Consider the following 25,797-nt stretch of genomic DNA (forward strand, 5'->3'; position numbering starts at 1 on the left):
GTCACGCTTGGTCAGTCGAGTGACCCCGTGTTCACTTCTCGGTGGGTGTCTCCGGCGTGCTCGTCGGGGCCTTCTTCTGGCGGAGGAAGAAGACCGCCGCGCCGCCGAGCAGGACGAACCCCACGGCGATGCCTGTTATCAGCGGCGTATTGCCGGAGCTGCCGGTCTCGGCGAGGTCGGCGCCGCCCGAGGTGCCGCCGGCCGACGCGGGGCTCGGTTCGGAGACGGGCTGTGCCTTGGTACCGAGCGCGGTGCCTTCCGTCCGGCAGTCGAGCACGCCCTTGAACCGCTTCTGCACGCCGTTCGGTCCGGTGATCGTGAAGTCGTAGGGCTGGTCCTCCTGCAACGGGATCGTCACCGTCTGCGACGCTCCCGCCTTGATCGTGTGCTTGAAGCCCATCAGGTGGAAGGTGAAGGGGGCGTCTCCCTTGTTGCTCGCGGTGATGTCCACGCCACCCTTGGCGCAGTTCTTCTCCGCCGAGAGCGCTGGTATGGCACCCTTTTCCGCCCAGTCGGCCGTCACCCTCGCCGACACCGTGGATTCGCTGGAGCCTGCGAGGATCTGTGTCTGGCTCCTGGTCTCGGAGGTGAAGGCCCTGCCGACCGGCACGGTGGTCGACGCCTGCACGGAGAGCGCGGCCGAGCCGTCCGGCGCGTCCTTCGGCACGTCGAAGTAGAGCCGGCTGCCGTCCCGCGCGGACTTCACACGCTTGCCGTCCTTGCCGACCACCTTCACTCCGCTCGCCGCCGAGTCGGCGGGCGGGGTGACCGTCACCGCCTCCGCGTCGGTCCGCACGGTGACCGGGCCGAGCCGCTCCCCCGCGCGTCCGGAGACGGCGGGCGGATCCAGCGTCAGCGACGCCTTGGGCTCCACGCCCGCGCGTGCGCTCTTGTGCAGATAGTCGGCCAGTTTCTCGGCCTGCGGGTCGAGGGCGTCGACGTGCGCCCCGTCCGAGTACCGCCAGATCGCCACCTGGGTGCCGGCCGCGGCGGTCTGCTCGGTGAGGGACGTCGCGCCCGCCTTCTTGGCGAGCGCCGCGAGGTCGTTCACCTGCGGGTAGGAGTGCTGGAGGATCCAGCGGATCCTGCCCGCGTCGCGGTTGTCGTTCAGCGACGTGCCGCTCCAGGGGGTCTCCTGGTACTTGGCGTCCTTCTGGGTGGGGTTGTGGATGTCGACGCAGTACGTCTGGAGGGTGCCGCCGCCTTCCACGGACATCTCGAAGAGCCCGGCGGGCACCTGCTGCGAGCTGCCGCCCTCACGGACGACCGCTTGCTCGTATGTCTGGAGCCCGCCCAGCGTCGCGGTCGCACCGCCCCCGTGCTGCGGCACCTCTTCGGCCACCGCTGGGCCCGCGCCCACCAACGCCCCCGCGGCGAGGAGCCCCGACGCCGCGGTCACGGCGGCAAGGCGGGCGGCGCCTCGGCTGCGTCTCGGCACCGCGGACGAAGCAGGCGCCGCACAAGACGCAGTAAACGCAGTACACGCAGAAAACGCAGAAAACGCCGAAAACACTGAATTCCCCTCCGGGCGGGACCCGTTCATACCGTGGGGGGTGGTCCCGCCAGCAGATCGAAAGGGGCAGGATCCCCTGCCACCTGCGTGGCATCACCTGCCAACTGCCCCGTGAGCTACGTCCGGCATCCTAGGGAAGCGGCGCACCACGACCCTCAGTCATACCGTCGTATAACCGATCCGACTCGGAATCGTTATCGCCAACGCCCCTCCCGAGCTGGGCTTATCGACAAATCAACGGGCATTCAGAGCGGCTGGGCAACGCAGTTGACTGACCGTCACCATCAGCCCACCGGTTCCGGCTCCGGTGCCGGCTCCCGCAGGGGCAGGGGGTCCGTCAGCGACGCGTCCGCCTTGCCCACCCGCCGGAACGCCGCGGTTCCGCGCGACAGGTCGTGGCCGATGGCCTGCGCGTCGATGTCCGCCGACGTCCAGTGCTGCCCGCCGCGCTCCTCGTCGCGCACCTTCAACCGCCCCTGCACGATGACCGGTTCGCCGACCGCGAGCGATCCCTGCACGTTGCTGCCGAGTGTGCGCCTGGCCCAGACCGTGAAGAAGTTGGTGTGCCCGTCGTTCCAGGTGTTCTTCACCGCGTCGAAGTACCGCGCCGTCACCGCGAGCCGGAACCGCGCCACCGGTCCCGACGGCAACTCCCGGTACACCGGCGTCGTCGCGACGTTCCCCACCACGGTCACCATCGTCTCGTTCATGCCCTGCCCCTCCCGTGCGTCCGGCCGGCCGTCCGGCCGTCCGTCGTCCGTCCGTGCCGCCGCGCCTTTCCGCGGCTGCGCTCTCAGACTGCACCCGTCCGGCCGAACCCGCTGAGCCCTGTGCGCTACCCACCGGTTGTGGACAACTCGGTCACCCGAAGGTGTCCTTCACCCGCCCTCACCTGCCCTCACGCGCCCTCACCCGCCATCGCGCGCCTTCACACGCCTTCTCCTTTCTCCCGAGCTCCACCTCCCTCACCCAAAGGCCCCACGCAACCCCGTCACCCGCACGTACTGCTCCCTGACCTCCAGATACCGCAGCAGCTCGGCGGCCACCGGATCGAGGACCCGGGCGCGCCCGCACCCGGCCGCCGCCTCCCGAAGCCGCCGCTCCGCCTCCTGCCCGTACCGCCGCGCGGGTCCCCGCGCGGCCAGCCGGCTCGCCCACTCCACGCACGGGCCGCCCACGATGCCCGACAGCATCAGCAGCACCGGCACACCGAGGTTCGGGTCGGCGATGCCGATGATCTGCCCCAGCAGCCAGAGCCCGCCCACGACCTGGAGCATCGACATCGCCGCCTGCGCGAGGACCGCCGCCGGCCACCAGTTGGGCCGCGGCGGACGACCGACCGGCACACCCGCCGTCACCGCCAGCCTGTCGAGCGCCTCGGGCAGCCCTTCGGCACCGCGCACCGCGGCCTCCCGGACAGCCTGCCCCCACGGCACGGGCAGTCCCGCGGCCGCCTCGTCGGCCACCGTGCGCACGGCGTGCTCCACGCGCTGGCGCGCCGTCACCTCCTCGTCGACCGGAGGCAGGGCCACGGGCGTCACGGCGGCACCGTGCGGCGAACGCTGCGACTCGTACCACCGCCAGAGCCTGAGCCAGGGGTCGCCGCACGCCTTGCCCGCGTGTCTGCGCCAGGCCCGTTCCGCCGCGTCCCCGGCCGCCGCTGCGCCCACCGCGTCCGCGAGGCGGTCGGCGAACTCCTCACGGGCCTCCTCGCTGAGCCCCACGCGCCCGCGGCTCCGGCTGCGGGGCGCCCCGTCGACGTACACCGGACGCAGGCGTCGCGCGGCGGCGTCCAGGTCGGCGGAGAGGCGGCGGACGGCAGCGCCCCGCTCCTGGGTGAACTGGCCGAGAGCCTCCCGCAAATCGCCGATCCCCTCGCCGGTCAGCGCGGAAATGGCGAGCACCGTGGCGCCCGGCTCGCCGTGTTCGCCCAGTGCGATGCCGTCCTCGTCGAGGAGCCGGCGCAGGTCGTCGAGGACCTGGTCGGCGGCGTCCCCGGGCAGCCGGTCGATCTGGTTGAGCACCACGAAGGTGACCTCGGCGTGCCCGGCCATGGGCCGCAGATACCGCTCGTGGAGCATCGCGTCCGCGTACTTCTCCGGGTCGACGACCCAGATGACGGCGTCGACGAGCCCGAGGATCCGGTCGACGTGCTCACGGTGCTCGCCGACCGCCGAGTCGTGGTCGGGCAGGTCGATCAGTACGAGCCCCTGGAGCTCGTCGGCACCGGGACCCTGGAGAGGGCGGCGGCGCAGCCGCCCCGGGATGCCGAGCCGGTCGAGCAGCCCCGCGGCGCCGTCCGTCCAGCTGCACCCGATGGGCGCGGCGGTGGTCGGCCTGCGTACGCCGGTGTCCGAGATCATCACGCCGGCGAGAGCGTTGAAGAGGGTCGACTTGCCGCTGCCGGTGGCGCCCGCGATGGCGACGACGGTGTGCCGTTCGGAGAGCCTGCGCCGGGCGTCGGCCTCATCGAGGACCCGTCCGGCCTCGGCGAGCGTTTCGCCGTCGAGGCGGGTGCGGGACAGGCCTACGAGTTCGCGCAGTGCGTCGAGCCGCGCGCGCAGGGGCCCGTCGTACGACGTGGGGGGCGCGGCGGGGGCGTAGGCGCGGGTGGTGGTGACGGGTTTTGAGGCGTCCGTGACACGGCGTGCGATGAGGCCGTCGCCCCAGGCCTCTTCGGAGTCGGCGGTGGGCTGCCCGGGGCCGAGGCGGGGGCCGGGGCCGGGGCCGGGACTGGGTTCTTCGGGGGACCGGCTGGACTTCTGCTCGGGGTGTCCTGTGGAGGACCGACCGAGCCGGCCGGCCTCCACGGGGCGCCCCGGCGCCGCCGGGCCTGCCGGGCCTGCTTGGTCAGCGGCATCGACCATGGAGGCCGTACCAGCCGTGGAGGCCGTGCCCGCCTGGCCTCCCGCGCGCCCTGCGCGCCCCGCAAGTCCCACGCGCCCGGCAGCCGCCCCCTCCCGCTCCTGGCGCTCGCCTCGCTCCTCCCGTTCACCTCGCTCCCTTCGCTCCTCCCGCTCCTCCCGCTCGTCGCGTTCGGTGTGATCAGTGAGGGCCGTCACCTCGGTCACCTCTCCTTCTGCAGTACGGACAGGGCGGCGATCAGCTCGGCCTGGGGTTCGGGGTGCACGTCGAGGGCGTACAGGGGTGCGAGCCGCCGTTCGCGTTCGGCGGCGAGGACCTTCTCCAGGTAGTCGGTCAGCAGGCGTCCGCCCCGGTCGCGCAGCCGGACTGCGCCCTGGGCGCCGATCCGCTCGGCGAGGATCTCCCCGGCCGCGCGGGCGCGGTGCCCGCCGAGGAGGGCCGTGGCGAGCAGCGCGGCCACGACCTCGGGGTCGGGCAAACCGTTTCTGTCGATCTCCTCCAAGCCGCGCACCTCGTCATCGGCGTACTCCTCAAGGACACGCCGCCATCTGCGGACGGCCATCCCGATGCGGTGCTCGGCGCTCTCCACCTCCGGGTCGCGGTCGTTGAGCCCCGGGGCGTTCGCGGCGGGTTCGCGCCGCCAGGCCTCGTCGACGCGCTCGTCGGCGGCGGTGACGGCGCACAGCAGCAGCGCCTCCAGGCTCTCGGCGATGGCGTCGAGCAGTTCGCCCGGCCCGCAGTCGAGCGGATAGCTGCGCCACCGCTTCAGGGCGTCGCCCGCCAGTACGCCGCCGGCCTGCAATCGGTCCTTCACGCGCGCGTACTCGTAGTCGTACGCCTCGTCGACGGCGGCGGTGAGCCGTAGGGCGGCGGCGTACTGGGCGGCGACGGCGCCCGCCAGTTCGGGCAGCCGGGAGTCGAGGGAGTGCAGGACGCCGTGGGCCGTGCGGGCGATGGCGGTGGCGCGGGCGGCGGGTTCCTGGACCCGGTGGGTGAGCCAGGTCCGCAGCGGCGCGACGGCGGTGGCGGGGAGCAACCCGCCACCGCCCGCGGACTCGGGCAGTTCCGGCACGGTGAACCGCGGCACGTCGCCGAGCCCCGCCTTCGCGAGGAGGGCGCCGTACTGCCGTGACACCTCCGTCACGACCTGGTGGGGCACGCGGTCGAGGACGGTGACGAGGGTGGCGTCGTGCTCCTTGGCGGTACGCAGCAGATGCCAGGGCACCGCGTCGGCGTACCGGGAGGCGGTGGTCACCATCACCCATACGTCGGCCGCGGAGATCAGTTCGGCGGCGAGGCAGCGGCTTTCGGGGACGAGTGAGTCGACGTCGGGCGCGTCGAGAAGGGCGAGCCCGCGCGGCAGGGTGTGGGCGGTCTCGATCCGCAGGGCGCGTCCGTGTTCCTCGGCGCCCCCGACGCCGCCCCCACCGCCGTCGCCGTACGCCGGAACGTCGTCGTTGTCGTGGTCGTCGTCGTTGCCCCCCTCGCCGTCCTGCGCGGCCTTCTTCGGGGGCATCCAGACGCGGGTCAGGTCGGGCAGGACGCGCATCCCGGCGAACCAGTGGTGATCGTCCGGATGGCAGACGAGCACCGGCGTACGCGTCGTGGGCCGCAGCACCCCCGCCTCGCTGACCTGCCGGCCGACGAGCGAGTTCACCAGGGTGGACTTGCCCGCCCCGGTGGATCCGCCGATGACGGCGAGCAGCGGCGCTTCGGGCGCCTTGAGCCGGGGCACCAGGTAGTCGTCGAGCTGTGCGAGCAACTCGTCCCTGTTGGCACGCGCGCGTGGCGCCCCCGGCAGGGGGAGCGGAAAGCGTGCGGCGGCGACACGCTCGCGCAGGGCGGAGAGTGCGTCAAGCAATTGAGGCCGTACGTCCAAGGTCACCACATGCGAAGAATGCCCAATTTTGATGGTTTTCTGAAGCATATGAGAGCCTCTGCGCGCCGATCGGACACCACAGAGGGAAGGGATGGCCGGGGCGCAGGCATAACGAGTGCACAACACCCGGGGCGTGAGGCGCCAAAAGCGATGCGAGATTCGCACCTGCCTGCGATTATCAGGACCGCTTCACCGAACCTCCACATCGCGGCGCGGAGGCGAAGCACCAGGGACGGGGACCCGGGAGCCCTATCCTTGTCCCCGGCAAGGTCACGGATCTCCCCCACATCCGGATTCCATGCCACCCGGCCACACCCGGCCCCCGTAGCTCAGTGGATAGAGCAGGCGCCTTCTAAGCGCTTGGCCGCAGGTTCGAGTCCTGCCGGGGGCACTTATCGCCCATGCGGGCTTCGGCCCTCCCCTGGAGGGCCTCTCTTGCCGACCGCGGCAGGGGGGCGGCATCGCGACGCGGTTACAGTGATCACTCCGTAGCACTCGCGACAGCACCACACACGCTCTGGAGGGGCACACGTGCGGGCGGAACCCCTGCCGATACGCGTGCCGGTCGGGCATGACGCGGGACGTTGGGCCAGCCGTACGGCGCAGCGTCGAGTCCTCCTGGTGGTACACAACACCACCTCCGCCGGTCGGCTCCTCGATGTGCTGCCGCTGTTCCATGACGACTTCCGCGTGCAGTTGCTTCTGACGTCCACGGGATCCTCGGCCTTTCAGGGCGGAGTCGATGAACTCGCCGCCGATCTCGGCCTTCCCGTGCTGCCCTGGGGTCAGGCGCTTTCCACGCCCGTCGATCTGGCCGTGTCCGCCAGCTTCGGTGGGCAAATCGATGCGATTCAGGGCAAGTTGACCATTCTCTCGCATGGCGTTGGATACACTAAGAAGCTAGCCGGGAGCCGGGAGCCGGGAGCCGGGAGCCGGGAGCCGGGAGCCGGGAGCCGGGAGCCGGGAGCCGACGTTCGGGCTCTCTCCGGAGTGGCTTCTTGCCGACGGCAAGCCGTTCATGGACGGGCTCGTCCTGTCGCACCCCGAGCAGACGGACCGGCTGCGTCGTGTGTGCCCGGAAGCCGTGGATGTCTCCGTGCTCGCCGGCGACCCCTGCTTCGACCGGATGCTCGCCGCGCGCCCGTACCGCGACCGCTTCCGGCGGGCCCTGGGCGTACGACGGGGCCAGCGGCTCGTCGTACTGAACTCCACCTGGAACCCGGAAGGCTTTTTCGGTAGCGGCGGCGGTAGCGGTGGCGGCCAGGACGTCTTTCCGGGGCTTCTTCCCCGGCTCACCGCGGAGTTGCCCGCCGACGACTACCGAGTGGCTGTCGTGCTGCACCCCAATATCTGGCACGGACACGGCCCCGGCCAGATCCGCGCCTGGCTGGACCGCGCCCTCCGCAGCGGGCTGACCTTGATCGACCCCGCTCACGCCTGGCGGCAGGCCCTGCTCGCGGCCGACGCCGTCGTCGGCGACTTCGGTGCCGTCACCTACTACGCGTCCGCCCTGGGAACCCCCGTACTGCTGGCGGCCGACGGGCGGGACCGGCTGGACCCGGACACGCCGCTCGCCGCGTTCGTCCGGGGCGCGCCGCGCCTCGACCCGTACGGCCCCTTGCGGCCTCAGGTGGAGCGGCTGCTGGCCGGTCACCGCCCGGCGGCCGACCCCGCGGAGTTCGTCACATCCGCCCCAGGCGCCTCGGCCGCGCTCCTGCGGCGGCATTTCTACGCGCTGATGGACCTCCCCGAGCCCGAGGCCCCCGCTCTACTGGAACCCTTGCCCCTGCCCCCGCACACCCCGCCACGGCGTACCGCCCCGCTGCGCGTCCTCACCCGCGTCACCGGCACCGACGTCGTCGTCGAGCGAGCCACCGAGCACCCGTACGGCGCGGATGGGGACGTTCACCTGGCGGTGGACGAGGAGACCCGGGACCCGGGCGATCTGGAGCTTGCCGACGTGATCGTGCGGGACGCGCCGAAGGACGACCCGCGTCTGGGCGGGCCGGAGCTGTGGACTGCCGAGACCCTGGGGCGGTACGCGCACAGTGCGCTCGCCGCGTACGTGAGCAGCCCCGGCAGCTGCACGGTGCGCAGCCGGAAGCACGGGCTGCTCCGGCTGTCCGCGCACCCGGAGGCGGACGCCGACCCCGCGGCGTACGCCTCAGCGCTGTACGCGTGGCTGGTGAGCGGCGGCAGCGTGCCGCACGCGAACGCGCCGTCCGGGGTCTTCGTCACGCTCCGGGTGCACGTGGCCGGAGGCGTGCACCCGGTGGCCGTGACAGCCGGCTGACGCCCCCTCACGGCGCAACCGCGGCCCGACGAGATACCGCAGGATGCGCACCAGCCTCGGGTATGCCGTCGCCGGACGCCTGCCCCCGGTCGCCCTGACAGGCCCGCCAACACCCCCTCACAGCGCAACCGCAGACCAACGGACACCACAGGTACGCAGGCAGCGTCCGGAATGCACGCGGCCGGAGGCCAGCCCTCCCCCGTCCCCTGTCAGCCCCCCTAACGCCCCTCGCAGCGCAACCGCAGCCCCGCGAGGTACCGCAGGTGTGGAGCGGCCTCCGGAGGGAGTAGGGGCTCCGCCTCGGTGATCTTCGTCAGTGCTTCGCCGTGCTCGCCCGCGTCAAGGAGGGTCTCGGCGAGGTCCGTGAGCGCGCGGGCACGGTTGTAGCTCTCTCCCTGCTCCTTGAAGTAGTTCGCCGCGGACTCCAGCAGCCTCTGGGACTCCGCCAGCCTCCCCATGCCGCGCAGGGCCCGCCCCTGGTGGCGTTCGGCCAGCGCGAGGGCCCGGCCCACGTCCTGCGCCCCCTCCTGCCCGGGAGCGATTCGCCGATAGATGCGCTCGGCCTCGACGAAGCGCTCGTAGGCGGCCTCGTACCGCCATCGGTAGAGCGACAGGAGGCCGAGCAGTTCGACGGAGGACGCCTCGCCTCGTACGTGCTCCGCAGCGCGTTCGCTGTCGACGGCGGCACGCGCCTCGCGCTCCGCCTCGTCCCACTGTTCGAGTTCTCCCAGGCAGTGGGCGAGCTGGAAGTGGAGCCCCGCCGCCCTACGGGACAGCGGCCGGCGCTCGTCGGCGCACCGGGCCGCCACGCGCAGCGCCGGCAGCACCTCGTCCCAATAACCGGCCTTCAGTTGGAGTGGCCACAGCGCCCGGGCCAGCCGCAGCGCCGTCACGGAATGCGCGTGCTCCACGGCCACGGACACCGCCCGGACCACGTTGCCGACCTCGGCCGCCAGCGCTGCCACGCCCTGCGCTTCGTCGCGGTACGCGTCCCCGTCCCCGTCCTCCGGCGCGGGCTCGGTGCGCCAGCTCTGCGGCAGTGCGGCGTGGGCCGCGTGCAGAGCGCGGTTCAGCACGGCGTCGAGCGCGCGCTCCACCGCGGCGGAGCACTCGGCCGCACCGTGCTCCGGGCCGGCGGTGTCGGCCAGGTAGCGCCGCACCTCGGGGCGGAAGCGGTAGCGGTCGTCCGCCGCCGGGTCCAGCAGCTGGACGTCGCACGCCTCGGAAAGCATCCGGGCCGCCTCTCGGGGCGTGGTGCCCGCGGCCGCGGCGGCGAGGCGGGCGTCCACGAAGGGCCAGCCGCCCAGCGCCGTCAGCCGGACGAGCCGCGCCGCTTCCGGGCTCAGGCGGCCGCACGCGTTCCGGGCGGTGTCGCGCACCGGGTCGTGGCCCGGCCCGTCGGCGGTCGGCTCCACGGCGTCCTCCTCCTCGGTCTGCAGACGTACCGCCTCGGCCTTGAGGGCGAAAGCGTTGCCCTCACACCGCTCCAGCAGCCGGGGCAACCGGGCCTTGGCCCGCGCGGCCTTGTCCGGCCCTGCCACCCTCCTCACCATCTGCACCGCGTACCGGTCGCTCAGGGGAGGGACAGGGACGCGTTCCGCCTCCAGCGCGAAGGGCCGGCCGGACACGACGACCAGCAGGAAGACGTCGGGCGTGGCGGGGACGAGAGCGCGGACCTGGGCGACGGAGGAAGCATGGTCGACGACCAGCAGGGCCCTGCGGCCCGCGGTGAGCCGACGGTAGAGCTGTTCGCGGCCCGAGGCGCTGGGTGGCATCCGCTCCGGCGGGACGCCCATCTGCCGCAGCAGGCGGAGCAGGACCGTGGCGGGCCCCGGGCCGTGCCCGCCCGAGGGGTCGCGCAGGTCGACGTAGAACTGCCCGTCGGGGAAGTCGGCGTAGAGCACCGCGCCCAGGTGCAGCGCCACGGCGGTGGTCCCGATCCCCGGTGGCCCGTGGAGCAGGGCGACGCGCGGACGCCCGTCGGCGGGGCGGGTCGCCTCCCGCCTCAGCTGCCGCAAAACCTTCTGACGGTTGGTGAAGTCCCTCGACGCCGGCGGAAGTCCCTGTCCCGGGAGCAGCGCCATGGTCTGCTGCGCGGAGAGGCTGTGCATGAGGAGTGCCCACTCGCCCGCCCGCTGCGGGTCGTCCCCGAGGCGTGCGTGCACCTGGCCCGCCAGCGCCTGCCACTCCTGCGGGGCGGTCGGCCGCGGCGTCTCCCGCCTCATGGTCCTTCTCGCCAGCGCCCCGGTCGACAGGAGCGCCTGCTTGCCCATCTCTCCCGCGGCGCCGCCCCACGCGGCCGTGAGAAAGGCGGTCAGCGCGCTCAGCGCCACGGTTTCCAGCACGTCGGCCCCTCCCCTGTCCCGTTCCGACCTGTCACCGATCCGGTCTCTTCGGGACTTTATCCCCGCGCCAACAGGCCTTGGGAACATTTGAGCCTGCGTCAACTACGCCTGACTGACCGGTTCGTGCCCCAATATCCGTCTGTGTATCCGGTCCGCGCGGGCGTCACGGCCGGGTCGGCCGTAGTCTCTGGCCGTCGCAGGCGGTGGAGTACCGGAGTGGAGCAGGGGGCGGCGGGCATGCGGTCGAGGTGGCGTGTGGTGGTGATCTCAAAGCGCTGCGGCTCCGGGCGCGGGACGTGCCCGGAGCGGTGAGCGAGACCCAGCAGGGGCCCGTGCCGAAGTACGACCCGCCCGTCCTGGTGAAGGGCCCGGGGTGTCAGGAGGTGTTCGACATTCGACATGCTGGTCGCGCAGGGCTCGTCCGTCTCCGTGCTCCAAAACTTCTGGTGGAAGAAGGAGCGCTGGGTCGGCCGGACCTGGCTGGCCTCGTACGAAGGGGATGCGGCGGCGGAGCGCTTCCGGGCGTTCGAGGAAGGCCGTGAGACCTGCGAGACCTTGGTGGGCCGGACCCCGGAGGGCAGGGTCGACTCCCGGATCTCCGTGGGGAAGGTCCCCGGGCCGAAGCTCGGCGATGAGGCCGTCGCCTTCGAGCTGAGCATGGACGGTCCCGACGGCGGCGTGCCGACCGACCGCCATGTCATGGTGCGTGTCGGTTCGCTCACCGTCGACGCCAGTGACCGGGGCTTGGCGGGGGCACCGCCCCGCTTCCCGCTCGACGTGGTGGTCCACAAGCAGGTCGAACGGCTCGTGCGGCTCGTGCCACTCGTGCGGCAGTCCCGTACCTGACGCGGGACGGTGGCGAGCTCAGGATCTCGGCCTTGGGTCTCGGCCTTGGGTCTCGGCCTTGGGTCTCGGCCTTGGGTCTCGGCCTTGGGTCTCGGCCTCGGGCTCGGCCTCGGGCTCGGCCTCGGGTCTCGGGCGTCACGCGGCGCGCCCGCCTACGCCCCGCCCCCCTCGTACAGCGCCTCGATCTCTCCCGCGTACGCCGCCGCCACCGCGCCCCGTTTGATCTTCAGGGACGGGGTGAGCAGGCCGTTGTCCTCCGTGAACTCTCCCTCGACGATGGTGAACCTGCGGATCGACTCGGCCCTGGAGACCGCCGCGTTTCCGTGGTCCACCGCCTTCTGGACCTCCGCGATCAGCTGCGGGTCGCGGGCCAGCTCCGCGAGCGGGGTGCCTTTGGGGCGCTTGCGTACGGCGAGCCAGTGTTCGACGGCCTCGGGGTCGAGGGTGATGAGCGCGGCCACATACGAACGGTTGTCCCCTACGACGATGCACTGCCCCACGGGCGCGCGGCTGCGCAGGCGGTCCTCCAGGACGGCGGGCGAGACGTTCTTGCCGCCGGAGGTGACGATGATGTCCTTCTTGCGGCCGGTGATGGTGAGGTAGCCGTCGCAGTCGAGCGCTCCGAGGTCACCGGTGGCGAACCACTCGTCGGTGAGCACGGCGTCCGTCGCCGCCGGGTCGTTCCAGTACCCGCCGAAGACGATGCCGCCCTTGAGCAGCACCTCCCCGTCGTCGACGATGCGTACGGACGTGCCGGGCACGGGCAGGCCGACCGTGCCGGGGCGTGGCCGCAGCGGCGGTGTGATGGTGGCGGCGGCCGTGGTCTCCGTCAGGCCGTAGCCCTCGTAGATGATGATCCCGGCGGCGTAGAAGAAGAGGCTGAGGTCGCGGTCCAGGGGGGAGCCGCCGCTGATCGCGTACCGCAGGCGGCCGCCGACCTCCTTGCGGATGCGGCGGTAGACGAGGAGTTCGTACAGCGCCCAGCCTAGGCGCAGGCCCAGCGAGGGGCCGGGTTCGCGCGGGTCGAGGAACCTGTTCAGGTACGCCTCTGCGAAGCGGACCCCGATGCGCTCGGCCCGGTCGAAGGATGCGGCGCGGCCGATCTTCTCGGCGGTCGCCCGGCCGGTGTCGTGGATCTTCTCGAAGAGGTACGGGACGCCGACGAGGAACGTGGGCCTGAAGGCACGGAGTTCCGGCCGCAGTTCGTCCGGCTTGATGCTCGGGCAGTGGCCGACCTCTATGCGGGCGAGCATGCAGGCTATCTGGATGCTGCGGCCCAGTATGTGGGCGAGCGGCAGGAAGAGGAGCGTGGAGGCGATCTGTCCGGTGATCTCCTTGAAGACGGGGTGCAGCAGCTCGACGGTGTTGGCGGCCTCGGCGCGGAGGTTGCCGTGCGTGAGGACGCAGCCCTTGGGGCGCCCGGTGGTGCCAGAGGTGTAGCAGAGGGTGGCGATGGTGTCGGGGGTCAGCGCGGCGCGGCGCTTCGTCACCTCCTCGTCGGGCACGTCCCTGCCCAGCAGCGTCAGTTCCGCCATCGCGCCGCCGTCGAGGTGCCGGATGTGGGGCGGTGCCCCACCGGAAGTACTGAGGGCCGCCTCGGTGGTCGCCGCGTTCTCGGCGGTCTCCGCGATCACCAGGCGGGCGCCCGAGTCCCGGACGATCCATTCGATCTGCTCCGCCGACGCGGTGGCGTAGATGGGGACGCTCTGGCCGCCCGCCGCCCAGATCGCGAAGTCCAGGACCGCCCATTCGTAACGCGTGCGCGACATCAGGGCGACGCGTCCGCCGGGTTCGAGGCCGGCCGCCACCAGCCCCTTGGCCGTCTCCGTCACCTCGCGCGCGAAGGCGGCCGCCGTCACGGGGTGCCACCGGCCACCCTGCTTGCGGCGCAGCACCACGGCGTCCGGGGCTTCCTCGGCGTTGGTGAAGGGGATGTCAGCGATGCCGCCGGTGCTGCCCGTGGTGGCCAGCGGGGCCAGCGGGGCGGTGCGGGCCTCGCGCACGGTGCCGTGCGCGTCCCTGACGAGCTCGACCCGGGCGCGGCCCGCGAGGTCGGTGCGGCGCTGTGCCCTGCTCAGATCCTTGCGTACGCCCATGACGGCTCCCGGGGTGGTCCGGTTCACGGAGGGGTTCGGCGGATGGGTGCGGCGGAGGTGCGGCGGATGGGTGCGGCGGAGGTGCGGCGGTCTCGCTCGGCGTGGTGCCCGCTTGCTTACGCGGCCGTCAACTTACTCGTCCGTAAGAAAAATTCAATGGGCCGGACAGCGGGACAGCGAAAACAGTCGTACGCGTTTTCCCGTGCCGCCCGCCCCCGCCGTACGCTGCCACGGAGCAAGTGCCGCAAGGCGGACCGGGCAAGGAGACGACCGTGGCGGACGCCATCAGCAGGATCGCCGGACTGGACTTCGCGAGCGTCACCCCGCAGGAGTTCGCCCGCATCGTGAAGGGACTCTCCGACAAGGAGATAGCCCTCATCGCCCGCGACGGAGCGCTGCGCGAACGCGTCCTGGGCGAGGTCTTCCGGCGCGTGGAGCGGCAGTTCAGGCCGGAGGCGGCCGGCTCGCTGACGGCGCTGCTCCGCTGGCGGATCACGGGCAGCGGCGGCCGTCCCGAGGTCGTGTACGAGACGCGGATCGCGGACGGGGTCTGCACCGTGCGGGAGGGATGTTCAAAGGCGGCACCGCGCGTCACGTTCGTCCTGGGCGACGCCGCGTTCCTCAAACTCGTATCGGGCAACGCCAGTCCCGTCACGCTGTTCGTGCTGCGCAAGGTCAGGGTCGTGGGCGATGTCGCGCTGGCGGCGGGACTCACGCGGTACTTCGACATCCCGAAGCCGGGGGTGTGACGCCGGGCGGGGCGTAACCACTGCCGCTGCCGGGCGGCGCGAGGCCGGCTGCTGGGCGGGACGAAGCCGCTGCCGGGGGGCGAGGCGCACGGCTTCGGGGGGCCGGGGCCGCGTAGGCCGCCGGAGGCTCAAGGCTGGGGTGAGCTGCGCCGATGTAGGGCCCATGACGTCTACGTACTCGTTCGGCTCCTCTGGTGTCCGTACCGCGGAGCCGCTGCCCGTCGACGCCCGGGGCGAGCGATGGCGGGCGGCCGCGCGGCTCGGGCTCGCCTTTCTGCCCGCCCTCGTCGTCGCCTTCGCCGGGTTCCAGCGGCGGTGGATGTCCGACGACGGTCACATCTATGTGCGGACGGTGCGCCAGGTGCTGGCGGGCAACGGCCCCGTCTTCAACGCCGGGGAGCGGGCGGAGTCGTCCACCGGAACCCTGTGGCAGTGGCTGCTGGTCGCCGCCGGGGCGCCCGGCTTCGACATCCCCACGGCGGCGATGTACGGCGGGCTGTTCCTGACCGCCGTCGGCTTCGCTCTCGCCGCGGCCGCCGCGCTGCGCCTGCGCGGCGGGGACGGCCTCCTGCTGCCCTGCGGCGCCCTCGTACTCCTCGCCCTCCCGCCCGTCTGGGACTTCGCGACGTCAGGCCTGGAGACGGGGCTCGCGACCTGCTGGATCGCGGGCGCCTGGCTGATGCTCGTCACCCGGCCCCGGGAGCTGGCGACCTGCGCGGTGCTGGGGCTCGGGCCCCTCGTGCGGCCGGATCTGGCGCTGGTGTCGCTGGTCTTCCTCGCCGCCCAGTGGGCCGTGGCACGCCCACCCTGGCGCAAGGTGCTCGCGGGCGCGGGCGCCGCGGGGGCGCTGCCCATCGCGTACGAGATCTTCCGCATGGGTTACTACGGCCACCTGATGCCGCTGCCGGGCGTCACCAAGGAGGCCTCGCGGAGCCTGTGGTGGCGGGGCGCGGACTATCTCGACGACTTCGCCGGTACGTATCTGCTGTGGCTGCCGCTGCTGATGATCGTGGCGGGTCTCCTGGCGTCCGGGCGGATGCGCGAGCGCGTCGTCGTGACGGCGCCCGTGGTCGCCGGGGCGCTCTGCTGGCTCTACGTCATCAAGGTGGGCGGCGACTTCATGCACGGGCGGATGTTCCTGCCGGGGCTGCTGCTGATGTTGCTGCCGGTCTTCCTCGTGCCCGTCACGCGCGCGTGGACGATCGTCGCCGCCGGGGTCGCGGTGTGGGCCGTGACGTGCGCGGCCGTGCTGCGGGTGCCGTACGAGGGGCGGATCGGGCCCGGCGGGATCGCGGACGAGCGCGGGGTGTACGTCCAGCAGAACGACGCCCTCCACCCCGTGCACCACACCTTCGCGGGGCAGCCGGGCAACATGGCGTACGCCGGTCTCGTGCGGGAACGGGCACGGGACGGCGCGCCCACGCTACTGCTCGCCCGCAGCCCGGTCGCGGCGGCCCGGCCGGGGATCACCGGGGTCTACAACACGCTCGGGTTCAGCGGTTCCGTGATCCCGCTGTCCGGCGCCGCGCTCGACCCGATCGGCCTCGCCTATCCGCTGGCGGCCCACTCCCAGCCGATCAACGGCCGGGTGGGGCACGACAAGCGGCTGCCGGACGAGTGGATCCTCGCCGACCGCGGAGTCCGGGGCGCGCTGCCCGAAGGGCTCGACCCGAAGCGCGTCGCGGCGGCCCGGCGCGCCCTGCGCTGCGAGCCGTTCGCCGAGCTGCGGGCGGCCACGCGGGCGCCGATGACGGCCGGGCGGTTCTGGCGGAATCTGACGGGTGCGGCGGAGCTCACGGCGTTCCGGTTTCCCAATGATCCGGTGCGGGCGGAGCGGGAGTTGTGCGGGTAGCCCCCACCAGGGGGGGGCACAGGGCGGTCCCCGTGGCTTGCATTGCCCTTGTGCGGTGAGTGAACGCGTCGGATGCTGGTGATTCTTGTTGCCTTACGCTCGGAGTTGCCGCATGAGCGCCTACCGTCCGAGCCACCGGTCGTTCCGTCCGAGTCTTCCAGGTCAACAGGGAACCGGCCCGCACCCGCGGCGGCAACGACTCGTGGGGCGCGCCGCCGGAGGATCCGTACCTGCTGCGCGCCGGGCGTACGTACGCCTACGGATACCGACTGCGGGCCGCCGACTGACCGACCGGCCGGCGAACCACGGCGACACGCCCTCACCATGGGGACCTCACGCGTTCAGGGGTAGGTGATCGGGGCGGTGTAATTGAAATAGATATTCGTTCCGGCACTGTTGTACATGGTGAATGTTGCGTATGCCGTCTGCCGTGTGAAGCGTGAGGCGTCAGCGGTCACCTGTTTCGAGGGAGTCTCACCGCAGGGCCTGAGACTGGTGGATACCACTGGCTTGCCAGTGACCCAATCGACCAGGGCGACACGGTATCCGGCACAGTTGCTGGGCGGGCTGTGCAGGGTCGCTTGCCCGACGAACGTCGAGCTGACCAAGGCCAGGCATAGCCGGGAGTTGGAGTTGATGGTCGTGGTGCACTGCTGCTCATTGGCTGTCGCCTGTACGGGGGACAGGCTTCCCGCAGCCTGAGGGGAGGACGCGGCGGCCGGAACCGTTCCCGCCCCTATGGCCAGAATTACGGCACCGAATAATGCCAGAAGTAGACGCCGCATAACTCTCCTCGATTTCGTGGAATACCCTGTCGGAGATGTATGAGTCTGGCCTCTGCACGTCATGCCCACAAGGCCGTGTACGAAGATTTAAAAACAGCTCATGGGGCCCTGGACGAACCTCTTGGGAGGATCAGCGAACCCGCCGCCTTGAGGTACCGCCGGACATGCCGCTGGCCCGTGGCGCACGTCCGTGGTGCGATGGAACTGGGGGCGGAAAAGCTGGCGCGGAAAACTGGGGGCGGAAAAAGGAGAGCGATCATGTCCGCAGCGCAGCGAACGAGTGTCGCGGCCGCGGTGTCCGTCCGCCCGCTGGTGGAGCCGGACCTGGATCGGGCCGACGAGATCTTCAGGGTCGCCTTCGGGACCTTCTTCGGGGCCCCTGAGCCGGAGACGTTCTTCGGGGCCGCCGACTATGTCCGCACCCGCTGGGCGGCAGATCCGCACGCGGCCTTCGCGGCGACCGTCGACGGCGAGGTCGTCGGATCGAACTTCGCCGCCGACTGGGGCAGCGTCGGGTTCTTCGGCCCACTGACCATCCGACCGGATCTGTGGGACCAGGGCATCGGCAGGCGCCTCATGGAACCGGTCATGGCCTGCTTCGACGCGTGGCAGAACCGCCACGTCGGCCTGTTCACCTTCTCGCACAGTCCCAAGCACCTTGAGCTCTACCGCCGGTACGGTTTCTGGCCCCGGTTCCTTACCGCCATCATGAAGAAACAGGTCGCCGTCCGTGCCGCGGTCCCCGGCCGAGTGCTGTACGGCGAGCTGAGCGCCGTTGAGCGGCGCGACGCACTGAGCCTCAGTCGCGCGCTGACGGGGACCGTGTACGAGGGCCTGAGCCTGGAGCGCGAGATCGTGGCCGCGCAGGCGCAGGGGCTCGGCGACACCGTCCTCCTCCAGGGCGCCGACTCCGGTCTCGACGGTCTGGCCGTCTGCCACTGCGGCGCGGGGTCGGAGGCCGGCGAGGACGTGTGCTACGTCAAGTTCGGCGCCGTACGCCCTGGCCCGGATGCCGCGGAACGGTTCGAACGGCTGCTGGACGCGTGCGAGCAGCTGGCCACCGAGAAGGGGCTGGGACAACTGGACGCCGGAATGAACCTGGCCCGCCAGGATGCCTACCGGCGCATGGTCGACCGCGGTTTCCGTACCTGGCTGCAGGGCGTGACCATGCACAAGCCCAACGAACCCGGCTACAGCCACCCGGACGCCTATGTGATCGACGACTGGCGCTGAGTCCACCGCCGTACACGCGGCTGCGGGACCTCCCTCGCGCCGGTCAGGACACCACGTCCTTGCGCGCGAACCCCCGGAACGCCAGCGCGAACAGCACCAGCGCGTACGTCACCGAGATCGCCGAACCCTGGATCATGCCGCCCCACTCGGGGCGGGCCTGGAGGGCGTCGGCCCAGGCGAACTGCCAGTGGGCGGGGAGGAAGTCGCGCCAGTCCTCCAGCGCGGTCACCGCGTCCAGGACGTTGCCGACGATCGTCAGGCCGACCGCGCCGCCGACCGCGCCGAGCGGGGCGTCGGTCTTCGTCGACAGCCAGAACGCGAGGCCGGCGGTGACCAGTTGGGAGACGAAGACGTAACCGACGGCGATCAGCAGGCGCTGGGCCGCCGTGGCCGCCGGCAGTGCGCCGCCGGTGGGGATCTCCAGCGGGCCCCAGCCGTACGCCATCGTCCCGACCGCCAGTGCGACCAGCGGGAGCAGCACCATGGCGGCGGCGCTGAGGGCGAGCGCGACGGTGAGCTTGGACCACAGGAGGCGGGCGCGCGGCACGGGTGCCGCCAGGAGGTAGCGCAGGGAGGACCAGCTCGCCTCGGAGGCGACGGTGTCCCCGCAGAACAGGGCGACGGGGATGACGAGGAGGAAGCCGGCGGAGACGAACAGGCAGGTCGCGGCGAAGTTCACGCCCGACGCGGTGGCCGTGTCCATCAGCGTCACCGCGCTGTTGCGCTCCCCCGGCGAACCGGCGACGGCGAACGCGATGACGAGCACGACGGGCAGCAGCGCCATGACGCCGCCCATCACGAGCGTGCGGCGCCGCTTCAGTTGGCGGACCGCCTCGACCCGCAGGGGCAGGGTGCGTCCGGCGTGGTAGCCGGGCGCCGTGGGGCGCTCCAGGGCGGGGGCGCTCATGCGGTGCCTCCGATCAGGGTCAGGAAGGCGTCTTCGAGGCGGCGGTGCGGGCCCATGGACTCCACGGGCACGTCGAGGCGGACCAGTTCGGGCAGCAGGCGCGCCGCGCCCGCCTCCGGGGTGCCGTCGAGCCGCACCAGGAGGCCGTCGTCGGCGCGCACCGCCGAGGCGACGCCGGGCAGCGCGGCGATCTTCTCGACCAGCGGATCGGAGATGTCCCGCGCGAGCCCCACGAGGAGCGTGTCCCCGGAGCCGATGATCTCGGCGACCGGGCCCGCCTGGACGAGGCGGCCGCGGTCCATGACGACCAGGTGCGTGCAGGACTGCTCGACCTCGGCGAGGAGGTGGCTGGAGACGATGACCGTGCGGCCGCCGCGCGCGTAGCGGATCATGACCTCGCGCATCTCGCGGATCTGCGGCGGGTCCAGGCCGTTCGTCGGCTCGTCGAGGATCAAGAGGTCCGGCAGGCCGAGCATGGCCTGGGCGATGGCGAGGCGCTGCCGCATGCCCTGGGAGTACGTCCGCACGGCGCGGGCCAGGGCGTCACCGAGCCCCGCGATCTCCAGCGCCTCGGTGAGGTGGGCGTCCTCGGCGGGGCGTCCGGTGGCCTTCCAGTACAGCTCCAGGTTCTCCCGGCCGCTGAGGTGCGGCAGGAACCCGGCGCCCTCGACGAACGCGCCGACCCGGGAGAGGACGGGCGCCCCGGGCCGGATCGCCTGCCCGAAGACGCGGATCTCGCCCGCGTCGGGCCGGATCAGGCCCATCAGCATGCGCAGGGTCGTGGTCTTGCCCGCGCCGTTCGGCCCCAGGAGGCCGAGGACCTGGCCCTTTTCGACGCGGAAGGAGACGTCACGGACGGCGTACCGGTCGGCGGACTTCGTGTAACGCTTGCTCAAGTCCGTGATCCGGAGCGGTACTTCGACGAGCGCGGGGTCGGGCGCGGGCGCCGTCGTGCGCCGCCGTCCGGTGATGAGCAGGCCGAGGGCGATCACCGCTCCGGCTGCCGGCAGCCACCACACCCAGGACGGCAGTGGCGCGGCGGCGGTCTTCACGCCGGGAGCCGTCGGCACCGTCAGGTCGCCCTTCAGGGAGACGGTGTACTTGGCGGGCTCGGCCGGTGAGGCGTACCCGAGGTCGGTGGAGGCGAGGACGAGCCGCAGCCGGTGGCCCTTCTGCACCTCGTGGTCGATGGCGGGCAGCCGCAGTTCGACGTCCTTGCCCTGCCGGGCGTTCTCGACGCGTACCGGGGCGACGAGTTGGGAGGGCAGGACCTGCTGCTTGCCGCCGGGCCCGACGTCGTACACCTTCGCGAAGAGCACCGCGTCCCCGCGTGTGGACTTCACGTGGGCCCGCACGGTGGGCGTGCCGGTGATGCGCAGGTCCTCGCCCAGCGGTTTCGACTCGAACTTGGCGTGCTGCCCGGGGAGGTCCAGGGACACGCCGACGCCGAGGGTGGAGAGCCGGGAGAGGCCTGTGCCGCCGAGGCCGGGGAGGGTGGAGACCGCGGGCGGGCTCGCGCCCGCCGGGTTGTCGAAGGTCTGCTCGCGCCCGCTGAGCGGCACCGCGCGCGGGCCGCTCTGAAGGCCGGGGTACGTGTCGCCGCTCGCGCCCCGCAGCTGGGCCGCCCCGTCGGTGGAGTCGACGCCTCCGGTGCGGGTGACGCGGAACGCCGGGCCGGTGTCGGCACCCTTGTCGCCCTTCAGATAGCGGTCGAACCACGCGCCGACGCGCTTCTCGACGCGCCCGCGCTCGGCCTCACGCTCGCCGCCGTCGTGGCCCCCGGCGATCCAGTCGACCGTCACGGGCGCGCCGTTGGCACGGACCGCCCGCGCGATGGCGTCGCCCTGGCCGAGCGGGAAGAGCGAGTCGGTCTGGCCCTGTACGAGATACGTCGGCACCTTGATGCGGTCGCCGACGGCGGCGGGGCTGCGCGCGGCGAGCAGCTCGCGCGCCTTCGCGTCGGGCTGCCCGGCGACCGCGACCCGGTTGTACATGGCGCACAGCTGCTTCTCGAACTTCTCGCAGCCGCCCCCGGTGTTGATGAACGAACCGGTCCACATCTTCTTGAAGACGCCGTCGGGGAAGAGTGCGTCCGCGAGGTTCCAGTAGGTGATCTGCGGGGCGATCGCGTCCACCCGCCGGTCGTACCCGGCGGCGAGCAGCGACACCGCTCCCCCGTACGAGGCGCCGGTGACGCCCACGCGCGGGTCGCCCGCCTTGTCGAGCCGCACCTCCGGGCGCTTCGCCAGCCAGTCGATCAGCTTCGAGACGTCGGCGACCTCGCCCTTGGGGTCGTTCAGCCCGATCTTGCCGGTGGACCGTCCGAAGCCGCGCGCGGACCACGTCATTACGGCGTAACCCTCCCTGGCCAGGTCCTCCGCCTGCTCGCGGACGTCGGCCTTGCTGCCGCCGAAGCCGTGGCCGATGAGGACGGCGGGGCGCTTGGTGTCCGCGTCCCCGGCCGTGACGTACGAGGTGTCGATCTTCGCGCCGCCGGTGCGGAGCACGCGGTCCGACCGGTGCACCGCCGGGCCGTCGTCCGACGCCACCGCCGTCCAGGTGCCGGCGCCCGCGAGCACCACGACGGCGGCCACGGCGGCGAGGAGCCGGCGTGGCCCGCGTGGTCCGGCAAGCCTGAGCCTGGACAGTCGTAGATCCATGCCGTCCACCGTACGGGCGGCCACTGACAACCGGGGCAGCCACCGGTCTGAACTGTCCCCCGCCTCCCCGGGGAGTAGACTCCGCGCCCGCGTACCGCGATCGTGGTACACCGTGGAGATCAGACGCGCGACGACGGTCGCCGAGGTGACAGCCGCCGGGCACCTCTTCGACGGCCCCGCCCGCCCCGAGGCGACCCGCCGCTTCCTGGACAGCCCCGGCCACCACCTCCTGCTCGCGTACCCCGCGTCCGAGGACGAGAGCGCCGGAGCCCCGGTCGGCTTCGTCAGCGGCGTCGAGACGGTCCACCCCGACAAGGGCGCGGAGATGTTCCTGTACGAACTCGGGGTCGCCGAACACGCCCGCCGCCGGGGCGTGGGCCGCGCCCTGGTCCACGCGCTGGCCGCCCTCGCACGGGAGCGGGGCTGTCACGGCATGTGGGCCGGCGTGGACACGGACAACGAGGCGGCGCTGGCGACGTACCGCGCCGCGGGCGGCAAGGGCGAGGGGCGGTTCGCCTCGGTCGGGTGGGACTTCGCCTCGGACGGAGGGACTTCGGCTGAGCGGGACGCACCGCGTCAGGGGTGAAACTACTCTGCGCCTATGACCGCCATGACCGCGCCCATGACATCCCCGGCTTCCCTCGCCATCGGCCAGCGCTCGCTCGGCGACCCGTCCGTCCGCTTCCCCCTGTGGCCGCCGCTCACCGGCGGGTGCCCAGTGACCAGTACGGACAGCGTGTCGTACCCGGTCGAGGTCGACTACGCGTACGACAAGGTGCCCGCCGACCTCTTCACCCCCGCGCCCGGCCGGCCGCGCGGCCACGAGCGCTGGGCCCCGCTCCTGCCGCCACTGCACGCGCCCGGTCTCGGCGAGGGCGGCACGCCGCTCGTCCCGCTCGGGGACGGGCTGTGGATCAAGGACGAGTCCCGCAATCCCACCTGGAGCCACAAGGACCGCATCAACCGCGTCACGGTCAGCGCGGCGGTCGGCGCGGGCGCGGGGGGCGTCGTCGTCGCCTCGTCGGGCAACCACGGCGCCTCGGCGGCGGCGTACGCGGCGCGGGCGGGGCTGCGGTGCGTGGTGATCTGCTCGGCGGGGACGCCGCCCGCGGTCGACGCGTTCCTGCGGGCGTACGGCGCGGTGGTGCTCCAGGTGCCCGCGGACGCCCGGTGGCCGCTGCTGCGGCGGATCGTGGAGCGGTTCGGCTACCACCCGGTGAGCAATGTGACGCCCACGCATACCGGGCACGCGTTCGGGCCCGAGGGCTACAAGACGCTCGCCTACGAGATCTACGCCGACCTCGGCGTCCCTGCCGCGGTGTTCCTGCCCACCGGCTACGGAGAGCTGCTGTTCGGCGTCTGGAAGGGCTTCGCGGAGCTGGTCGCCCTCGGTCTCGCGGAGCGGGTGCCCCGCCTCTACAGCTGTGAGCCCGACGCCGGGGGCCCGCTGGCGGCAGCCGTGCGGGAGGGTGTGCCCGCGACGCGGGTCCCGGTCGGCGGGACGGCGGCGTACGCGATCGACTGCGCGGTCGGCGGCTACCGCGGGGTGGTCGCCCTGCGGGAGAGCGGCGGCCGGGCGCTGCTCGTCTCCGACGCGCGGATGGCGGCGGCGAGGGCGGAGCTGGCGCGGGCGGGCCTGTGGGCGGAGCTGTCGGCCGCGGCGGGGCTCGCCGGGTACCGGCAGCTCGGGGAGGCGGTGGCCGACGGGCCCGTGGTGTGCGTGTCCACGTCGAGCGGGTTCAAGGACCGTGACCTGCTGGACGCGGGCGGCTCGGCGGTGGTGGATCCGGAGGACTGGGCGGAGGTGGAGCGGCGGGTGGGGAGGGGCTGAGGTCCGCCTCCGGCGGTTCTTTCCCCGAGCCCGCCCCCTCCCGAAGTTTGCGGCTCCGCCGCCCGGGGCTCGGTCGATCGCCCTTCGGGCTCGTCCTCGATCGCCGGGCGGGCTCCATATGTGAGCCCGCCCGACGATTGACGGCCGGGGGCTGGGGCGGAGCCCCTCAGCCCTGCCCGTCCTCCGGCACGCTCACCAGCCACCGCGTGTCCCGCCGCGGCCGCAGGTACAGCGCCCAGTAGAGCGTGGCCACGAGCACGATGCCGCCGGTCCACACCAGGTACTCCGTCTCCTGCCGGCTCAGCACGTACGCGAGGACGGCGATCAGCACCACCGGCACGGCGGGCCACAGCGGCATCCGCCAGGCCGCCGCGTGGCCGTGCGAGCCCCGGCGGGCCAGCAGCGCGGCGACCGCCACCAGCAGGTACATGCCGGTCACGGAGACGCCGGTCACGCCGTACAGGGTGTCGAGGTTGACGAAGCACAGGAGGGCGCCGGGCACGCCGACCAGGAGCGTCGCGATCCAGGGGGCGCCGGACGCGCCGAGCTTGGAGAGGGCCTTGTTGACCGGGGTGGGCCACGCCTTGTCGCGCGCCGAGGCGAACAGGACGCGGGAGTTCTGGATGACCATGACGATGCCCGCGTTGATGATCGCGAGGGCCACGCAGAGGCTGACGAACGTCCCCACGGCCGAGTTGGACCAGGCCGCCACCATGGCGCTGATGTCGCCCTCGGTCAGCGCGGTCAGGCTCTCCGCGCCCATGGTGATCGCGATGACCGGCACCAGGATGATGACGGCGGAGATGCCGAGGGTGGCGAGGACGGTGCGGGCGACGTTGCGGCGCGGGTTCTCCAGCTCCTCGGAGAGGTAGACGGCCGTGGAGAAGCCCTGCGTGACGAAGAGGGCGATGGCGAGGCCGGAGACGATCAGCATGGCCGTGACGGCGTCGACGCCGCCAGGGCCGGAACCGGCCACCGACAGGTCCACCAGGCTGCCCGCGCCGCGCTCGGCGTGGGCGAAGCCGAGGACGGCCACGACGCCCGCCGCGACGACTTCGAGGACCAGGAAGATGCCGGTGATCCAGGCGTTGGCGCGCAGGTCGAGCAGGCCCGCGAGGGTCGCGCAGATCATGACGCCGGCGCCCGCGTAGGACGGGTCGAGGTGGACGAGCGGCGCCAGGTAGTCCGCCGTGCCCATGGCGATGACGGGCGGCACGATCATCACGACCAGCAGCGACAGGACGAAGACCAGCCAGCCGGCCAGGCGCCCCGCCATCGTGGAGACCATCGCGTACTCACCGCCCGCGCTGGGGATGAGGGTGCCCAGCTCGGAGTAGCAGAACGCGACGCCCACGCAGAGCAGCGAGCCGATCGCGATGGTGAGCGCGGTGGCGGTGCCGAGCGAGGAGAAGAGGTCGGGGACGACCACGAAGAGCGTGGAGGCGGGCGTCACGCACGACAGCGTGAGCAGGGTGCCGCCGACGACGCCGATGGAACGCTTGAGCTTCTGGGGACTTCCCGGGACGGCCAGGGCCGCCGGGGGCGCGGCGGTGGGCGACGGGAGCGGGCGGAGCGTGTCGGTCATGAAGCGCGATTCCGATCGACTCGTGCGGCAGGAGATGCGGCGGGAGCCCTATCGCCTCCGAAGGCTTCTGAACTGGGTGTTTCTGTGGCTCCCGGCGGGTCATCGAACCCCGGCGATAACCGGAACGTCAACGGTCATTTACCTACGGAATCCGCAGCGCGCCCACACCCCAAGCCACCTCGCTTTCGCAAGGCTTTGCCCTCTTGGGTCCCAATGAACATGCCGACACTGATGATGACCTTCATATTGCAGGCGTATGAACGCGACCGCTTTCGCTGCCCGTATTGCACCCTGTGCACGGGAACCGCAAGAGAGGCGTCAAAAAAGAATCAGGGCCGTCCGGAATCCGGACGGCCCT

16 protein-coding genes and 1 tRNA gene are annotated in these 25,797 nt (G+C 72.3%); 8 read left to right on the plus strand and 9 right to left on the minus strand.

The features are described 5' to 3' along the window. Positions 1-31: 31 nt before the first annotated feature. From ACOBQB_RS22695 to ACOBQB_RS22710, 4 genes are all read right to left on the minus strand, one after another. Positions 32-1,399 carry a Cys-Gln thioester bond-forming surface protein gene (locus ACOBQB_RS22695; protein WP_423593978.1) on the minus strand — a complete coding sequence of 456 codons (1,368 nt, stop codon included), beginning with the start codon at positions 1,397-1,399 and terminating at the stop codon, positions 32-34. A 398-nt stretch (positions 1,400-1,797) separates the two neighbouring features. Next, the gene (locus ACOBQB_RS22700; RefSeq protein ID WP_423593979.1) at positions 1,798-2,223 is read right to left on the minus strand and encodes a single-stranded DNA-binding protein; all 426 of its coding nucleotides are present in this window, start codon (positions 2,221-2,223) and stop codon (positions 1,798-1,800) included. A 255-nt stretch (positions 2,224-2,478) separates the two neighbouring features. Then, positions 2,479-4,584, minus strand: a complete 2,106-nt coding sequence (locus ACOBQB_RS22705) for a GTPase (RefSeq protein ID WP_423593980.1) — start codon at positions 4,582-4,584, stop codon at positions 2,479-2,481. Then, on the minus strand, positions 4,581-6,305 hold the full coding sequence (locus ACOBQB_RS22710; RefSeq protein WP_423593981.1) for a dynamin family protein: 1,725 nt from the start codon (positions 6,303-6,305) through the stop codon (positions 4,581-4,583). The genes ACOBQB_RS22705 and ACOBQB_RS22710 overlap by 4 nt, the downstream gene beginning before the upstream one ends. Positions 6,306-6,575: 270 nt before the next feature. Here ACOBQB_RS22710 and ACOBQB_RS22715 point away from each other — a divergent pair. Together ACOBQB_RS22715 and ACOBQB_RS22720 are read left to right on the plus strand one after the other, a co-directional pair. Next, positions 6,576-6,648: transfer RNA gene (locus ACOBQB_RS22715), tRNA-Arg, on the plus strand. Between the two features lie 627 nt (positions 6,649-7,275). Next, a complete protein-coding gene (locus tag ACOBQB_RS22720) occupies positions 7,276-8,550 on the plus strand; it encodes a hypothetical protein (RefSeq protein ID WP_423593982.1) in 1,275 nt (424 codons plus the stop codon). 218 nt (positions 8,551-8,768) lie between these two features. On the opposite strand, the gene ACOBQB_RS22725 is transcribed toward ACOBQB_RS22720, so the two are convergent. Next, on the minus strand, positions 8,769-10,895 hold the full coding sequence (locus ACOBQB_RS22725; RefSeq protein ID WP_423593983.1) for an ATP-binding protein: 2,127 nt from the start codon (positions 10,893-10,895) through the stop codon (positions 8,769-8,771). A 399-nt stretch (positions 10,896-11,294) separates the two neighbouring features. Here ACOBQB_RS22725 and ACOBQB_RS22730 point away from each other — a divergent pair, with 399 nt between their 5' ends. Further along, positions 11,295-11,741, plus strand: a complete 447-nt coding sequence (locus ACOBQB_RS22730) for a hypothetical protein (RefSeq protein ID WP_423593984.1) — start codon at positions 11,295-11,297, stop codon at positions 11,739-11,741. A gap of 152 nt (positions 11,742-11,893) precedes the next feature. On the opposite strand, the gene ACOBQB_RS22735 is transcribed toward ACOBQB_RS22730, so the two are convergent. Beyond that, positions 11,894-13,837 (minus strand): AMP-dependent synthetase/ligase, encoded by a 1,944-nt coding sequence (locus ACOBQB_RS22735; RefSeq protein WP_423593985.1) that lies wholly within the window; start codon positions 13,835-13,837, stop codon positions 11,894-11,896. Positions 13,838-14,109: 272 nt separating this feature from the next. On the opposite strand from ACOBQB_RS22735, the gene ACOBQB_RS22740 reads away from it, so the two are divergent. From ACOBQB_RS22740 to ACOBQB_RS22750, 3 genes are all read left to right on the plus strand, one after another. After that, positions 14,110-14,586, plus strand: coding sequence for an SCP2 sterol-binding domain-containing protein (locus ACOBQB_RS22740; RefSeq protein ID WP_423593986.1), 477 nt, complete (start codon positions 14,110-14,112; stop codon positions 14,584-14,586). Positions 14,587-14,749: 163 nt separating this feature from the next. Next, complete coding sequence (locus ACOBQB_RS22745; RefSeq protein ID WP_423593987.1) at positions 14,750-16,438, plus strand: hypothetical protein; 1,689 nt, start codon at positions 14,750-14,752, stop codon at positions 16,436-16,438. Between the two features lie 1,043 nt (positions 16,439-17,481). Beyond that, a complete protein-coding gene (locus ACOBQB_RS22750; protein ID WP_423593988.1) occupies positions 17,482-18,456 on the plus strand; it encodes a GNAT family N-acetyltransferase in 975 nt (324 codons plus the stop codon). A gap of 43 nt (positions 18,457-18,499) precedes the next feature. On the opposite strand, the gene ACOBQB_RS22755 is transcribed toward ACOBQB_RS22750, so the two are convergent. Further along, entirely contained in the window at positions 18,500-19,363 is an 864-nt protein-coding gene (locus tag ACOBQB_RS22755; protein WP_423593989.1) for an ABC transporter permease, read from the minus strand. Beyond that, on the minus strand, positions 19,360-22,023 hold the full coding sequence (locus ACOBQB_RS22760; RefSeq protein WP_423593990.1) for an alpha/beta fold hydrolase: 2,664 nt from the start codon (positions 22,021-22,023) through the stop codon (positions 19,360-19,362). The genes ACOBQB_RS22755 and ACOBQB_RS22760 overlap by 4 nt, the downstream gene beginning before the upstream one ends. A 112-nt stretch (positions 22,024-22,135) precedes the next feature. On the opposite strand from ACOBQB_RS22760, the gene ACOBQB_RS22765 reads away from it, so the two are divergent. Both ACOBQB_RS22765 and ACOBQB_RS22770 read left to right on the plus strand, forming a co-directional pair. Continuing rightward, a complete protein-coding gene (locus tag ACOBQB_RS22765; RefSeq protein ID WP_423593991.1) occupies positions 22,136-22,609 on the plus strand; it encodes a GNAT family N-acetyltransferase in 474 nt (157 codons plus the stop codon). 36 nt (positions 22,610-22,645) lie between these two features. Next, positions 22,646-23,854: a threonine synthase gene (locus tag ACOBQB_RS22770; protein WP_423598673.1), complete on the plus strand. Its 1,209-nt coding sequence runs from the start codon at positions 22,646-22,648 to the stop codon at positions 23,852-23,854. A gap of 166 nt (positions 23,855-24,020) precedes the next feature. Here ACOBQB_RS22770 and ACOBQB_RS22775 read toward each other — a convergent pair whose 3' ends face one another. Beyond that, entirely contained in the window at positions 24,021-25,439 is a 1,419-nt protein-coding gene (locus ACOBQB_RS22775; protein WP_423593992.1) for an APC family permease, read from the minus strand. Positions 25,440-25,797 lie beyond the last annotated feature (358 nt).

Origin of the sequence: Streptomyces sp. G5(2025) (assembly GCF_049542075.1) — a bacterium.
GTDB lineage: Bacteria > Actinomycetota > Actinomycetes > Streptomycetales > Streptomycetaceae > Streptomyces.

Coding starts and splice junctions, on each gene's coding strand:
- ACOBQB_RS22755 (WP_423593989.1), bottom strand. CDS start 19,363: ATGAGCGCCCCCGCCCTGGAGCGCCCCACGGCGCCCGGCTACCACGCC.
- ACOBQB_RS22700 (WP_423593979.1), bottom strand. CDS start 2,223: ATGAACGAGACGATGGTGACCGTGGTGGGGAACGTCGCGACGACGCCG.
- ACOBQB_RS22770 (WP_423598673.1), top strand. CDS start 22,646: ATGACATCCCCGGCTTCCCTCGCCATCGGCCAGCGCTCGCTCGGCGAC.
- ACOBQB_RS22760 (WP_423593990.1), bottom strand. CDS start 22,023: ATGGATCTACGACTGTCCAGGCTCAGGCTTGCCGGACCACGCGGGCCA.
- ACOBQB_RS22730 (WP_423593984.1), top strand. CDS start 11,295: ATGCTGGTCGCGCAGGGCTCGTCCGTCTCCGTGCTCCAAAACTTCTGG.
- ACOBQB_RS22750 (WP_423593988.1), top strand. CDS start 17,482: ATGTCCGCAGCGCAGCGAACGAGTGTCGCGGCCGCGGTGTCCGTCCGC.
- ACOBQB_RS22720 (WP_423593982.1), top strand. CDS start 7,276: ATGGACGGGCTCGTCCTGTCGCACCCCGAGCAGACGGACCGGCTGCGT.
- ACOBQB_RS22745 (WP_423593987.1), top strand. CDS start 14,750: ATGACGTCTACGTACTCGTTCGGCTCCTCTGGTGTCCGTACCGCGGAG.
- ACOBQB_RS22710 (WP_423593981.1), bottom strand. CDS start 6,305: ATGCTTCAGAAAACCATCAAAATTGGGCATTCTTCGCATGTGGTGACC.
- ACOBQB_RS22775 (WP_423593992.1), bottom strand. CDS start 25,439: ATGACCGACACGCTCCGCCCGCTCCCGTCGCCCACCGCCGCGCCCCCG.
- ACOBQB_RS22735 (WP_423593985.1), bottom strand. CDS start 13,837: ATGGGCGTACGCAAGGATCTGAGCAGGGCACAGCGCCGCACCGACCTC.